Origin of the sequence: Streptomyces sp. ME19-01-6 (genome assembly GCF_033793745.1) — a bacterium.
Classification (GTDB): domain Bacteria; phylum Actinomycetota; class Actinomycetes; order Streptomycetales; family Streptomycetaceae; genus Streptomyces.
Genome location: NZ_JARAXF010000020.1, coordinates 176,532 through 190,756 on the forward strand (window position 1 = coordinate 176,532; position 14,225 = coordinate 190,756).

10 protein-coding genes are annotated in these 14,225 nt (G+C 75.1%); 7 read left to right on the plus strand and 3 right to left on the minus strand.

All coding sequences use genetic code 11. The features are described from left to right. Positions 1-339 precede the first annotated feature (339 nt). Positions 340-1,278 carry a hypothetical protein gene (locus tag PV419_RS34995; RefSeq protein WP_415925439.1) on the plus strand — a complete coding sequence of 313 codons (939 nt, stop codon included), beginning with the start codon at positions 340-342 and terminating at the stop codon, positions 1,276-1,278. 96 nt (positions 1,279-1,374) lie between these two features. After that, complete coding sequence (locus PV419_RS35000) at positions 1,375-6,894, plus strand: hypothetical protein (RefSeq protein WP_319695828.1); 5,520 nt, start codon at positions 1,375-1,377, stop codon at positions 6,892-6,894. An 89-nt stretch (positions 6,895-6,983) separates the two neighbouring features. On the opposite strand, the gene PV419_RS35005 is transcribed toward PV419_RS35000, so the two are convergent. After that, positions 6,984-7,403, minus strand: a complete 420-nt coding sequence (locus PV419_RS35005) for a hypothetical protein (RefSeq protein WP_319695830.1) — start codon at positions 7,401-7,403, stop codon at positions 6,984-6,986. A 362-nt stretch (positions 7,404-7,765) separates the two neighbouring features. On the opposite strand from PV419_RS35005, the gene PV419_RS35010 reads away from it, so the two are divergent. The 5 genes from PV419_RS35010 (at position 7,766) to PV419_RS35030 (ending at position 12,498) form a co-directional block, all read left to right on the plus strand. Beyond that, positions 7,766-10,669: a nitrate- and nitrite sensing domain-containing protein gene (locus PV419_RS35010; protein ID WP_319695831.1), complete on the plus strand. Its 2,904-nt coding sequence runs from the start codon at positions 7,766-7,768 to the stop codon at positions 10,667-10,669. Then, positions 10,666-11,091: a roadblock/LC7 domain-containing protein gene (locus PV419_RS35015; protein ID WP_311726776.1), complete on the plus strand. Its 426-nt coding sequence runs from the start codon at positions 10,666-10,668 to the stop codon at positions 11,089-11,091. The genes PV419_RS35010 and PV419_RS35015 overlap by 4 nt, the downstream gene beginning before the upstream one ends. Positions 11,092-11,106: 15 nt before the next feature. Continuing rightward, complete coding sequence (locus PV419_RS35020; RefSeq protein WP_319695833.1) at positions 11,107-11,505, plus strand: DUF742 domain-containing protein; 399 nt, start codon at positions 11,107-11,109, stop codon at positions 11,503-11,505. After that, on the plus strand, positions 11,486-12,079 hold the full coding sequence (locus tag PV419_RS35025) for a GTP-binding protein (RefSeq protein ID WP_319695835.1): 594 nt from the start codon (positions 11,486-11,488) through the stop codon (positions 12,077-12,079). The genes PV419_RS35020 and PV419_RS35025 overlap by 20 nt, the downstream gene beginning before the upstream one ends. Before the next feature lie 137 nt (positions 12,080-12,216). Continuing rightward, on the plus strand, positions 12,217-12,498 hold the full coding sequence (locus PV419_RS35030; protein ID WP_319695870.1) for a metal-sensitive transcriptional regulator: 282 nt from the start codon (positions 12,217-12,219) through the stop codon (positions 12,496-12,498). Positions 12,499-12,511: 13 nt separating this feature from the next. On the opposite strand, the gene PV419_RS35035 is transcribed toward PV419_RS35030, so the two are convergent. Both PV419_RS35035 and PV419_RS35040 read right to left on the minus strand, forming a co-directional pair. Further along, positions 12,512-13,714 carry a lipid-transfer protein gene (locus PV419_RS35035; RefSeq protein ID WP_319695837.1) on the minus strand — a complete coding sequence of 401 codons (1,203 nt, stop codon included), beginning with the start codon at positions 13,712-13,714 and terminating at the stop codon, positions 12,512-12,514. After that, positions 13,711-14,160 carry a Zn-ribbon domain-containing OB-fold protein gene (locus PV419_RS35040; protein WP_319695838.1) on the minus strand — a complete coding sequence of 150 codons (450 nt, stop codon included), beginning with the start codon at positions 14,158-14,160 and terminating at the stop codon, positions 13,711-13,713. Before PV419_RS35040 ends, PV419_RS35035 begins: the two co-directional genes overlap by 4 nt. Positions 14,161-14,225: the final 65 nt, after the last annotated feature.

The following is a 14,225-nucleotide window of genomic DNA, read 5'->3' on the forward strand; positions in this document are numbered from 1 at the left end:
GTACGGACACCGCGGGGCGGGCCGCGGCGGTGACAGCGCCGCGGAGCCGCGCCGTGGGGCGGCTCTCCGCCGCGGCGGGTGCGCCGTTCGGCGGGGCGCGGCGGTGGGGACGAGCGCGTCGGCCGCGACCGGCCCGGCGGCCGGCCGGGCGCCGGAGCCTCCGCGCGCATGCGCGCGGGCGGGCAGCGGCGTGGGCGCCTGCCGCAGGACGGCCGCTCGCCGCGCCGGACAGCACCCTCCGCCGCGCCGGCGAGCCACCGCGTCGGCGCCGGCCGGCGCCACCGGACCCACCGCGACCCGCGGCCCCGACCAGGCCGCGGCCCACAAGGAGCTTGACCCGTGAGCGAGTACGACCCCCAAGACGCCGCGCAGCAGGACCTGACGTCCTCGGCGCAGAGCACGCCGGGCGCGGCGGGCGCGTTGGGCGGTGCGTCAGGTACGGCGGTAGGCGCGCCCCTCACCCCCGCCGACGCGGCCGACGCGGCGCGCCTGGTCGCCTTCGGGCTGCAGCCGAAGCTGCTGCCCGCCCGTGACGTCGAGTACGCCGAGCTGCTGCGCCGCCACCGCGACGACCCGGCGTTCGCGCGGCTGGCCGACGCCGTGGCCGCCGGGCTCGGCCTGATCGTGCTCGAGGTCTCCACCCGGGCCGGGATGGCCGTGGCCGCCGCGGAGGACTCCGTCTTCGCCGTCCGCATGGGCGACTACGCCCGCCGGGCCTCCTCCGACTCCGCCGATCGCTTCCTGCACGGCCTCGCCCATCTCGCCGTCGCGGCCATGGCCTACCCGCGCCCCGAGGATCTCGCCGACGACGGCTACATCGGCCGGATCACGGTCAACGGCATCGACTCCTTCGTACGGCAGGCCTGCCGCCGCCTGGAGGAGCGGGCCGAGGAGCAGGGGGAGAACACCGACCCGGCCACCGACGCGCCCGGCCTGGAGGCCGCCTGGCGGGTGTACGCGCGGCGCAGCGCCACCGGCGCCACCAAGGACGCGCGGCGGCTCGCCGGTTCGACGACCGGCATCGTCGGCAAGGCCGTCGCCTTCCTCGTCGACTCCGGCTTTCTGCAGCGCACCGGGGACGACGCCGGAGGCGCGTACCGCACGACCGCCCGCTACCAGCTGCAGGTGCGCGACATGGCGGGCAGCGCCGCCATGGCCGAGCTGCTCGACCTGGGCGTCGTGCCCATGAGCGACGGCAGCGCGACGCTGTTGCCACCGGACGACGGAGACGACCTGGACCTGGTCGCCGACGCGGGGCTGCCCTTCCACGCCCCCTGACCAGGCACCACCTGACCGCATCCCGACCGTCCCCGCTTTCCGTTTTTTCCGTCCCCGACTTCCCGACCGCTTTCACGACAACGAAAGTCCGCCGCCATGTACGAGCTGTCCCGGGTCCGCCTCTACTCCATCGGGCCGGCCGGTGCGCGCTATGCCGACACCGTGCTGGACCTGCGCGGAGTCGGCGAGCCGGTGCCCAGCCCCGCCCCCACCCAGGCGGAGTTCTTCGAGGAGGAGCCCGTCGGCCCGCCGCGCCGTCCCGCGCCCGCCGGCGTGCTCTTCCTGGAGAACGGCGGCGGCAAGTCCGTCCTGCTCAAGCTGATCTTCTCGGTGATGCTGCCCGGCCACCGCAACACCCTGGGCGGCGCCAGCTCCGGCGTGCTGCGCAAGTTCCTGCTCGCCGACGACTGCGGGCACGTCGTGCTGGAGTGGCAGCACACGGTCACCGGGGAGACCGTCGTCGTCGGCAAGGTCAGCGAGTGGCGTGGCCGCCAGGTGTCGAACGACCCGCGGAAGTTCGCCGAGGCGTGGTACTCCTTCCGCCCCGGGCCGGGCCTGAGCCTCGACTCCCTGCCGGTGGCCGAGTCCGCGGCCGTGCGGCCCGTCGCCGAGGGCACCTCCACCGCGCGTGGCCGCCGCCGCACCATGAAGGGCTTCCGCGACGCCATCACCGAGGCGGACAAGGCCTATCCGCACCTCGACGTGTCCTGGGTGGAGATCCACGAGCGCTGGAACGAACACCTCGGCGATCTCGGGCTCGACCCCGAACTCTTCCGTTACCAGCGGGAGATGAACGCCGACGAGGGCGAGGCCGCGGGCCTGTTCGCCGTCAAGAACGACTCCGACTTCACCGATCTGCTGCTGCGCGCCGTCACCGACACCCGCGACACGGACGGGCTCGCCGACCTCGTGCACGGCTTCGCCCACAAGCTCGGCCGCCGCGCGGAGCTGACGGCCGAGCGCGACTTCACGGCCGGCTCGCTGGACCTGCTGTCACGCATCGCCGACGCCGCGGAGCGGCGCGAGCAGGCCCGTGGGGTGCACGCGGGCGCCGAGCGCCGCACCCGCACGCTCGCGAGGCGGCTGTCCGCGCGCGGCGCCGAGGAGCGCGAGCGCGCCGCCGAGTTCGCCCAGCAGGTCGCCACCGCGGCCCACGCCGTCACCGAGTCGGAGGACGCGCGCGGACGCAGCTCCCTGGTCGCCGCGGAACTCGCCTACCGGCACGCCTCGCTGGCACTCGCCGCCGCGGAGAAGGGCGCGGCCGCGCAGCGCCGCGAGGTCAACGACGCCCGCACCCTGCACTCCGCGTGGCAGGCCGCCGAGACGGTGCTGCGCCACCGCGCCGCCGCCGACCGCTCGGCGCGCGTCGCCGCCGCGATCCGCGAGGCCGAGCGGGACGCCGCCCCCGCGCTGGCCGCCCGCGCCAAGGCCGCCGCCGACCTCGTACGGGCCCTGCACGCGGCGGCCGCGGACGGCGAGCGCCTGGCCAACGAGGAGGAGGAGCGCTCCGCCGCCCTCCAGGAGACGGGCGAGGCCGCCCACCGCGACGCCACGGCGGCCGCCACGGCCGCCCAGCGCGCCCGCAGCGAGGCCGAGCACCTGCGGCAGCGGCTCGCGGAGGTCGAGCAGGAGACCGCCGAGGCGGTGCGCGCCGGCTGGCTGGACGACTCCGCCCCGGACGCCGACCCGGCCCGTGCCGCCCTCGCCGCCAGCGACGCCGAGAAGACCGCCGTCGCCGCCTGGGACGCCGCACGCGAGGCGGGCCGCCGCACCGCCGATGCCGCCAAGGCAGCCGCCGCCGAGCACTCCCGCACCGAACTCGCCGCCGCCCGCGCGGCCGACGCGTCCAGCGCGGCCGTGGCGGCGTACGACGCGGAGCGTCGCGCGGCGGAGTCGCTCGGCTCCGAACAGCGCCTCGTCGAACTCCTCGGCCTTCCCGCGGCCACCCCGTCCGTCCCGGCCCCGCGCGCCGGGCGGCCGTCGGCGGCCGAGGCCGGGCAGCCGAGGCGGGTGACGATGCGCGTCGACGAACTGGAGCAGGCCGCCCCCACCGCCGACGCCCCCGGACGCCCCACCCGCTCCCTGCCCGCCGGCGCCAATCCGCCCGGCGGCGTCTCCGCCCGCGTGGACGAGCCGGAGAACGGCCCGGAAGAGGCCGCCGGCACCCCTGACGAGAGCGCACGGGCCGCCGACTCGGCCGAGGACTGCTGGGCCCCCGAACCGGGCGACGCCGCCGCCCCCGCCGATGACCGGCCCGACGCGTCCGGCAACGGCGAGGGCGTGACGGCCAGTGCTGCCCAGGCGGCCGGGGACGCAACGGGCGCTATGGTCCGTCAGGGTGATGGCGCTGCGGCTGGCCGTGGCGCCGACATGACGGGCGGCGCAGCACCCGGAGCCGGGCGCGGGACCGGCGGCGCGGCTCGCCGTGCCGAGCACGACGGCGGCTCGGCTGACGGCGCACCCGGCTCGGCTGACGCGCCTGCCGTTACGGCCCGCCGGGCCGGGGACGCAACGGGCGGCGTGGGCAGCGGGGCCGAGGGCACCGGCGACACGGCTCGCGGGGTGGGGAGCCCGATCGGTGGCGGCGCGGACGGTGCGGCCGACGGCGCGACCGATGGCTCGGTCCGCCCGGCGGATGGCGATGGCGTGGCTGACGGCGCGGCTCGCGGGGGCGGGACCGGCGCTGCGGTCCGTCAGGCCGGGGCCGCCGAAGGCGCCAGGAGGCGTGCGGCTGGTGGTGCCGACGGCGCGGCCGACGGTGGTGCCGCGCGTCCGGGCTCGGGAGCAGCGCGCGCTGGGGCCCGACGGGACGACGCGGGCGGGAAAGCCGCGGGCCGTGGGCCCGGGAGTGGTGGCGCGCGGCGGTCGATCGGGGAGGGGCCGCTGAGCGCCGAAGAGCTCGATCGGAACGCCGACGCGCTGCGGGAGTTGCTCGACGAGAGCGTCGCCTCCGCCGAGCGGCACCTCTTCGACCTGCGTACGGCCGCGGCGGACGACGCGCGGATCCTCGGCGCGCTCGGCGACGGCGGGCTGCTGCCGCCGAGCCCCGACGTGCTGGCGGCGGTGGAGTACCTGGGCGAGCACGGCATTCCCGCGCTGCCCGGCTGGCGGTATCTGGCGCAGGCCGTGGACCCCGTCGACCACGCCGCGGTGCTGGCCGCACGGCCGGAGCTGGTCGACGGCGTGGTCATCACCGATCCCGACACGCACGCGCGGGCGCGCGAGGTGCTCGGCACGGCGTCGCTGCTGCCGCGCTCCGCCGTGGCCGTCGGGACGGCGGCCGCGCTGCTCGCGCCGACGCCGCCGCCCGGGGCGCAGGACAGCGGGGTGTTCCTGGTGCCGCCGAACCCGGCGATGCACGACGAGCGGGCCGCCGACGACGAGCGGCGGGAGCTGCGGGCGCGGGCCACCGCGCGGGACGAGGAGATCCGGGCGCTCGCTGCCCGGCTGGCGGGGGACCGGGCGCTGGCGGCGCGGCTGTCGGCGTGGCGTACGGGCTGCCCGCCGGGACGGCTCGCGGAGCTGGCGGAGGCGGCCGAGGCGGCTCGCGAGGCGGCAGACGCCGCGCAGCGGGAGCTGACGGAGGCCCGTACGGCAAGGGCGGAGGCGGACGAGGCGGCCGGCGAGGCGGCCCGGGTGCGCGATGAGCGGCAGGAGGCGGCGCAGCGGGCCCGGCGGACGGCCGACGCGCTGGCGGGGCTCGCGTTCCGGCTGCGGGAGCGCGCCGCCTGGCAGACCAGGCTGCGGGAACTGGCCGACGAGGCCGCGGAGTACGAGGAGCGGGCCGCCGCGTGCGTGGACCGGGCGCGCGCGGCGGACGAGGACCGGCGTGCCGCCCAGCGCGCGGCCGACGACGCGCACCGCACCGCCCGCGCGCTGCGCGCCGAGCGCGCCGAGATCGCGGGCGCGCCCGACGACGTGGCGGACGGCGCGCCCCCCACCGCCTCGCTGCCCGCGCTCCGCGAGGCGTATCGCGCGGCCTCGCAGGTCTACGAGAAGGTTGGGGTCGGCGCCGACCTGCGCGCCGAGCAGGCCCGCGCGGAGAGCGACGAGAGCGCCGCGCTGGCCACCCTGGACCGGCTCACCAACAAGGTCCGCACCCGCGCCGCGCAGCTCCTGGAGAGCACGGACGGCGCGGACGGCCCGTCCCGCCAGGCGGCCGCCGCCCGCGCCGAGTCGCTGGTACACATGCTGGAGGCGCGCGCGTCGGCGGCGAGCGAGCAGCTCGGCCGGTTGCGCGGCGAGGCGGAGCGGCTGGCGCCCGCGGACGGCGACGCGCACACCGAGCTGCCGGAGGGGATGGTCCCGCAGGACGCCGAGCAGGCCAAGGAGCTGCTGCGCACGGCGAACGCCGAACTCAGCACCCGTACGGACGCGCTGGAGACCGCCCGCACCACCCACAGCGAGCTGCTGCGCGCCCACCGCGCCGCCGAGGACGCGGCGGGCGGCTTCGAGGAGACCGCCGCGCTGCTGCGTGACCTGCTCCGCGATCACCAGAACGCAGACGGAACGGACGGAGACGATCAGCCCGAGGCATACGCCGGGAGCCTCGCCGAGGCCCGGCAGGCGGCCGCCGAGACCCGCCGCTCGCTGCGCGGCTGCGCGGGCGACCTGTCGGCGGCCGACGGTGCCGTCCGGGAGGCGAGCGATGTGCTCGTACGGCACGCCAACGCGACCCGTTACGAGCAGGTGCGCACCCCCGCCCGGCAGCAGATCCGCGAGCTGCCCGCTTCGGCCCTGCCGGAGCACGCCGCGGCGTGGGCCGAGGCGTTCGCGCCCCGGCTGCGCGTGCTGACCGACGAGCTGGCCCAGTTGGAGCGCAACCGGGACAGCATCGTGGACCGGCTGCGCGGCTTGGTCGAGTCGTCGCTGGCGACGCTGCGTTCGGCCCAGCGGCTGTCCCGGCTCCCCGAAGGACTGGGGGAGTGGTCGGGGCAGGAGTTCCTGCGGATCCGCTTCGAGGACCCGGACCAGGCGACGCTCGCCGAGCGGCTCGGCGAGGTCATCGACGAGGCGACCCGCTCCGCCGTGCGGAAGAACTCCGACCTGCGCCGCGACGGCATGTCGCTGCTGCTGCGCGGTGTGCACGCGGCGCTCCAGCCGCGCGGCGTGGCCGTGGAGATCCTCAAGCCGGACGCGGTGCTCCGCGCCGAGCGGGTGCCGGTCGGGCAGATGGGCGATGTCTTCTCCGGCGGCCAGCTGCTGACCGCCGCCATCGCCCTGTACTGCACGATGGCGGCGCTGCGCAGCAACGACCGGGGCCGGGACCGGCACCGCCACGCGGGCACGCTGTTCCTCGACAACCCCATCGGGCGCGCCAACGCGACGTATCTGCTGGAGCTGCAGCGAGCGGTCGCGGATGCGCTGGGGGTCCAGCTGCTCTACACCACGGGTTTGTTCGATACGACGGCGCTCGCCGAGTTCCCGCTGGTCATCCGGTTGCGTAATGACGCGGACCTGCGCGCGGGGCTGAAGTACATCAGCGTCGAGGAACATCTGCGGCCGGGGCTGCCCGAGCGGAACCCGGAGGACGGCCAGGTGCACGGGCAGATCACGGCGACCCGGATGTACCGCCGCCCGGACGCCCCGGCCCCGGCGGAGGCCCCGGGCGGATAGCCGCGCTCACCGTCAGTGTGCATGCCCTCCCCGGGGTGGCTGACGGCGCCCGCCCAGCCGGGCGCGGGCGCCGTCAGCCGCCCGGCCCGTCACGCCGCCGCGCCGCGCGCCGGCCCGCGCTCCGCGGTCCGCCGCGAGCCGCCCGGCCCCGCCTTCCGGGCCCGGCGGCGCTGCCGGCGCAGCTCCCGCGCCGAGCTGCTGGGCCGGGACACCACCCCGTAACGCTGGTTCCACACCTGCCGCGTCACCCATACATCCAGCACGCCCCAGGTGGCCAGAACCGTGCTGGCCACGGTGGTCAGCACCGAGGGGAACGCCAGCCACGAACCCGCCAGCGCGCTCAGCACCGCGATCATGGCCTGCACCAAGGTCACCGCCACGATGATGACCGCGCGCACCGCCGCCGTGCGGACCGGATCGGGCAGTCGGCGCCTTCGGGCCGACTCCTCGGTCCACAGCGGCGGAACCGCGCGCTGCGGGATGTCGCGATCCTTGTCCATGGCGTCCATGAAGCCCCTACACCTTTCAGCGGCTGCCCAGGTCCGGCGGTTTCGAAAAGCGGGACATGGGTCGTATTCCCCCCTAGTGTGCCCCCTCAGTGCACGAATGACAGCGGCGGGAGGTTCCCCCAGAGAGGGGAAATCCAGCCAAGGGTTGACTCATTCCAGCCTGCCGAGGCCGACAACAGAAGGAGGGTGGCGGGGGGTAAGTCAGTCCATCACCGGACAACTCGTGATGGCGCCAGGTGGCCGGTCCCCGGCATCAAGCGGACATGCCTTCGAGTTGTCGAACGGGCAGTAGTAGGCTCGCGCCGCTTGTTGTCGGAACTCGAACACCGCCCCCGGATAACGGGGTTGACGTTGGGGAGGCCATGCGCTTTCGCGGGAAATCGATCCGCCGGAAGATCGTGGCGCTGTTGCTGGTGCCACTTGTCTCGCTGACGGCAATCTGGGCCTTCGCTACAGTGATCACCAGTCGTGAGGCGATTCGGCTCCTGGACGCCTCCGACATCATCGACAAGGCCGGTCAGCCGGCCGAGGAGGCCGTTCACGCCATTCAGAAGGAGCGCCGGCAGACCCTCGTCCTCCTGGCCGATCCGCGCCAGGCCGACGCACTTCCCGTGCTCCACGCGCTGCAGCGCAAGACCGACGAGGTCATGGGCGTGCTCCGCGACGCCGCCGCGGACAGCGATGTGCGCGACATGATGAACTCCGAAACGGAGGATCAGCTCTCCGCCATCCTCAAGGCGGCCGAGGGCCTGGACGCCCTGCGCCGCAAGGTGGAGGACCGCGGCACCAACCGCGCGGCGGCGTATGAGTATTACAACAAACTCGTCGACCTCTGCTACACCTTCCGCAGCTCGCTGCACGCCGTGCCCGACACGGACCTGGACAAGCAGGGCCGCGCGCTGGTCGCCATGATCCGTGCCCGCGAGGCGCTCTCCCGCGAGGACGCGCTGTATGTCTCGGCGCTGACGGCGCGCAAGATGACCCCGGAGGACCTGCACGCCATCTCCGACCTCATCGCCGAGCGCAACCTGCTGTACGAAACGAACCTGCCGATCCTGCCCGCCTCCGAGCAGAAGGTCTTCTCGGACTACCGGCGCGACAACGCCGCGCCCGCCGCCCTGCGCCTGGCCGAGGGCAAGCTCATGGCCTCCAGCAAGCCGTCCGACGCGCTCCAGGTCCTGGACAGGAAGCACTGGGAGGCCGCCGCCCAGCCGATGCTCAACGACTACGACCGGCTGGGCAAGGAGGCCACCGACCGCCTCCAGAAGCGCATCGACCCGGTGGCCGACGACGTCATGCTCAGGGCCGGTGCCGCGGGCATCCTCGGCCTGCTGGCCCTGATCGTCTCGATCTTCGTGTCGTTCAGGATCGGCCGTGGTCTGATCCGCGACCTGTCCCAGCTGCGCAAGGACGCCCAGGAGGCCTCCAGCGTGCGGCTGCCGAGCGTGCTGCGCCGCCTGGGCGCGGGCGAGCAGATCGACGTGGACACCGAGGCGCCCCGCCTCGAGTACGGCCAGGACGAGATGGGCCAGGTCGGCCTGGCCCTCAACACCCTGCAGCGCGCCGCGGTCGAGGGGGCCGTCAAGCAGGCCGAGCTCCGCCAGGGCGTCTCCGAGGTCTTCGTCAACCTGGCCCGCCGCAGCCAGGTGCTGCTGCACCGCCAGCTGACCCTGCTGGACGCGATGGAGCGGCGCACCGAGGACACCGACGAGCTCGCCGACCTGTTCCGCCTGGACCATATGACCACCCGTATGCGGCGGCACGCCGAGGGTCTGGTCATCCTCTCCGGCGCGGCCCCCTCCCGGCAGTGGCGCAAGCCGATCCAGCTGATGGACGTCGTCCGCGCCGCGGTCGCCGAGGTCGAGGACTACGAGCGGATCGAGGTCCGGCGCATGCCGCGGCTCGCGGTCAACGGCCCGGCGGTCGGCGACCTCACCCACCTCATCGCCGAACTCCTGGAGAACGCCACCGTCTTCTCGCCCCCGCACACCGCCGTCCAGGTGCACGGCGAGCGGGTCGCCAAGGGGTTCACGCTGGAGATCCACGACCGGGGCCTGGGCATGACGCCCGACGCGCTGCTGGAGGCGAACCAGCGGCTCGCCGAGACCCCGGAGTTCGAGCTGTCCGACACCGACCGGCTCGGCCTGTTCGTGGTCAGCCGGCTCGCCCAGCGGCAGGGCGTACGGGTCTCGCTGCAGCCCTCCCCGTACGGCGGCACCACCGCGATCGTGCTCATCCCCTCGGCCCTGCTCACCGACACCGGCGAGACGGGCCAGGAGGCCGACGGCATGTACGAGAGCGGCACGTACGAGAGCGGCCGGGAGCGCGGCGTCTCGGACATCAGGTTGGGTCCGGACAGCAGGCTGCAGGCCGTCGAGGAGGCTCCGGTCGCCTTCTCCGACCGGGCGGGCCGCAAGGTGTCGGTGGTCGACGGGCCGGTCGAACTCGAGCCGTCCGCCGCGCCGCTCGCACAGGCCGGCGTCGAGGGCGACATCGAGGACGACGACGAAGCAGGCGCGATCTTCCGCGCCCGCGGCCTGTCGCAGACGCCGCCCGCGGCCGCCAGGCCCACCGGTCCCGTGCCGCACCAGCGGGTGCCCGAGGCGCAGCACCAGCAGACGCGGGACGGCGCGCCGGGCACCCGGGACCAGGGTCCCGCGCCGCTGCCCCGCCGCGTCCCGCCGGTGCTGGTCTCCGACCACGGCCGCCCGGTGCAGGGCGTCCCGGGCGGCGGTCGGCACGCCCGTCCGCAGGAGGGCGGCGCGCAGTCGCCCCGGCCGCAGGGCGGCGGGCAGCCCCGCGGTGGTGAGCAGTCGGCCCGTCCGCAGCAGGGCGGTGCGCAGCCGTCCTGGGCCCAGAGGGAAGGCCGCCCCGGCGGCCGGGGCCCGGCCGACGGCCAGGGCAGGTCCGGGCCCCGGAACGCGGGCCGTCCCGCCGCCCCCGCCCCCGAGCAGCAGGCTCCGACGGCCTGGAACGGGGAACCCGCCAGACCGGAGCGCACCGTGCCGGCCCAGCGGTCGGCGTCCGGTCTCCCCAAGCGGGTGCGGCAGGCCAGCTTGGCACCCCAGTTGAAGAACGACCCCGCTCCGCAGACCGAGGCGGACCGATACCCTGCCGAGACCGACCCCGAACGCGAAGCCGAACAGGCGCGGGCCACCATGGCCTCGCTCCAACGGGGATGGCAGCGCGGCCGACGCCAGACGGCCACCGGGAATAGCGGGGCGGACACAGCACCTGGAACGACATATGAGGGGGACGGTCGATGACCGCACCGCACGCAGCACGGAACGCCTCGCCGAGAGCATCGGGCGAGCTGAACTGGCTGCTCGATGAACTGGTCGGACGCGTCGGCAGCATCCGCAAGGCGCTGGTGCTCTCCGGGGACGGCCTGCCCACCGGCGGCTCCCGTGACCTGTCCCGCGAGGACGGCGAGCACCTGGCGGCCGTGGCCTCGGGCTTCCACTCCCTCGCCAAGGGGGTCGGCCGTCACTTCGACGTCGGGCGGGTCCGCCAGACCATCGTCGAGCTCGACGACGCCTTCCTGTTCGTCACCGCGGCCGGCGACGGCAGCTGCCTGGCGGTGCTCGCCGACGCCGACTCGGACGTCGGACAGGTGGCCTACGAAATGACGCTGCTGGTCAAGCGGGTGGGCGTGCATCTGGGCAGCGCGCCGCGATCCGGCGGGTGACGGGGGAGAGGGGAGATGACCGCAGACGGTGAAGGCGCCGCCCGCTGGTTCGACGACGCGGCGGGACCGGTGGTCAGACCCTACGCGATGACACGGGGCCGCACCCGCAGCGCCGCCGAGGGAAAGCTCGACCTCATCGCGGTGGTCGTCGCCGACAGCGTCACCCACGTGCCCGTCGCTGCCGACCAGACGTTGTCCCCGGAGCACATCGACATCGTCGAGCTGAGCCGGGACTCCCCTCAGTCCGTCGCCGAACTGGCGGCCGAACTCGACCTGCCGGTCGGCGTCGTCCGGGTGCTCATCGGAGACCTGTTGCACGCGGCACTCGTCCGAGTGTCTCGGCCCGTACCTCCGGCGGAACTGCCGGACGAGAGGATTCTGCGCGAGGTGATCAATGGTCTACGGGCACTCTGACCCGGGCCGATCTCATGTCATCGACCCGGTCACGCTGAAAATTCTGGTGGCGGGCGGGTTCGGCGCGGGCAAGACGACTCTGGTGGGCGCGGTGAGCGAGATCAAGCCGCTGCGCACCGAGGAACTGCTCAGCGAGGCGGGGCGGCCGGTCGACGACATCGCGGGGGTGGAGGCCAAGACGACCACCACCGTGGCCATGGACTTCGGGCGCATCACGCTCCGCGAAGACCTGGTGCTCTATCTGTTCGGCACCCCGGGACAGGACCGCTTCTGGTTCCTGTGGGACGAGTTGGCGACGGGCGCGCTGGGTGCCGTCGTCCTCGCCGACACCCGGCGGCTGGAGGACTGCTTCGCGGCGGTCGACTACTTCGAGCGGCGCGGCATCGCCTTCACGGTCGCGGTCAACTGCTTCGAGGGCGCCAACCGCTACCCGGAGGACGCGGTGCGCGACGCGCTCGACCTCGACCCGGGCACGCCGGTCATCCTGTGTGACGCCCGGCAGCGGGAGTCCGCCAAGGATGTGCTCATCTCGGTCGTCGAGCACGCGATGATGGCCTCCGCGGCCCGGCGCTAGAGGGCGCCGCCAGGGCTGCGTCGGTGATACGGCCCGTACCCCGCCGTCCGGGGTGCGGGCCGTGGTGTGTCTCGGGTCTTCTCCGGCCGGGCAGGTCGCCCGCCGGGTATCTGGATGGAGGGGCTGTGGAGCCGGAACTGGAGCTGGAGTTGGCGGCCGAGGAGCTGACCGCGGTGCTGAACCGGCTGCGCCGGGCCCAGGGGCAGATCGCCGGGGTCGTCAGGATGATCGAGGACGGCCGGAACTGCGAAGAGGTGATCACCCAGCTGGCGGCCGTGTCCAGGGCGCTGGACCGGGCGGGGTTCGCGATCATCGCCAGCGGTCTGCAGCACTGCCTCGCCGAGGAGAACGGCGCTCGGCCGCAGGCCAGGGAGCGCACCCGCGCGCGGCTGGAGAAGCTGTTCCTGTCGCTGGCCTGACGAGCGGCGCGGCTCAGCGGACGGCGATCACCGACGATCCGTGCCCGAACAGCCCCTGGTTCGCGGTGATTGCGGCCCGTGCCCCGTCCACCTGCCGCTCCCCGGCCAGGCCCCGCAGCTGCCAGGTCAGCTCGCACACCTGGGCGATGGCCTGCGCCGGGACCGCCTCGCCGAAGGACGCGAGGCCGCCGCTCGGGTTGACCGGGAGCCGCCCGCCCAGCGCGGTGGCGCCCTCGCGCAGCAGCTTCGCGCCCTCCCCGGCCCCGCACAGCCCGAGGTCCTCGTACCACTCCAGCTCCAGCGCGGTGGACAGGTCGTACACCTCCGCCAGCGACAGGTCCTCGGGCCCGAGCCCCGCCTCCTCGTACGCCGCCCGCGCGATGGCGGCGCGGAAGGTGTCGGGTTCCGGGTCCAGGGCGGCGGCCGCCGAGTCGGTCGCGATGTCCGGCAGGTCCAGCGCGGTGCGCGGATAGCGCGGGGTGACGGTGGAGACCGCGCGGATCCGCACCGGCTGCCGGACGCCCTGCCGCCGGGCGAAGTCCACGCTGCTCAGCACGAGCGCCGCCGCCCCGTCGGAGGTCGCGCAGATGTCCAGCAGGCGCAGCGGGTCGGCGACGACCGGGGAGGCGGCGACGTCCTCGGCGCTGACGGCCGTGCGGTAGCGGGCGTGGGGGTTGGCGGCCCCCGCGGCCGCGTTCTTCACCTTGACCCGCGCGAAGTCCTCGGGCGTGTCGCCGTATACGGCCATCCGGCGGCGGGCCCAGAGCGCGAAGTACGCGGGGTTGGTCGCGCCCAGCAGCCGGAAGCGCAGCCAGTCGGGGTCGTCGGGCCGGTCGCCGCCCGCGGGGGCGAAGAATCCCTTGGGCGCCGCGTCCGCGCCGACGACGAGCACGGTGTCCGCCAGGCCGGCCAGGATCTGGGTGCGGGCGGTGTTGATGGCCTGCGCACCGGAGGCGCAGGCCGCGTACACGCTGGTCACGCGCGCCCCCTGCCAGCCCAGCGCTCGCGCGAAGGTCGCGCCCGCCACCTGCCCGGGGTAGCCGCACCGCAAGGTGTTCGCGCCGACCACGGAGCCGATGGCCGGCCAGTCCAGTCCGGCGTCGGCGAGCGCAGCGCGCGCGGCCACCGTGCCGTACTCGACGAAGCCGCGGCCCCACTTGCCCCACGGGTGCATCCCCGCACCCAGCACCGCCACGTCGCCGCCCTCGCCGGTCATGACCGCTTCCCGGTGACGGGCCGCCAGTTCCAGGTGGTCCAGATGTGCTCGGCGTCCTCGTTGAGCACCCCGGGCACGGCCTCGACCTCCATTCCCACGGCCAGGTCGGCCAGGGTCACCCCGGGCGCGCCCTGCCCGAGCACCACCATCCGCTCGGCCGCCAGCTCCACGGCGATCAGCGTGTACGGCTGCCACTCGGCCTCCGGGTCGCTGACGTACGGCGCGGGCGGCCGGTAGCGCCCGTCGGTGTACGACCAGACGCGGCCGCGCCGGGACAGCGGCACCTCGTCCAGTTCGGTGCCCGCGCAGCCGGGGCTGCGGCAGAAGGAGTCCTCCCGCGGGAAGAACATTGAGCCGCAGGCCCGGCACCGCGTCCCCAGCAGCCGGAACTCCTCGCCCTCGGCGGTGAACCACCCGGGGACCACCGGTGTACGGGTGCGCGGCACGACGCCTCCCAAACGGCGAGATGAACGCAACTGACGGAACGTCAGGAGTGTGGCACAGCGGCCGC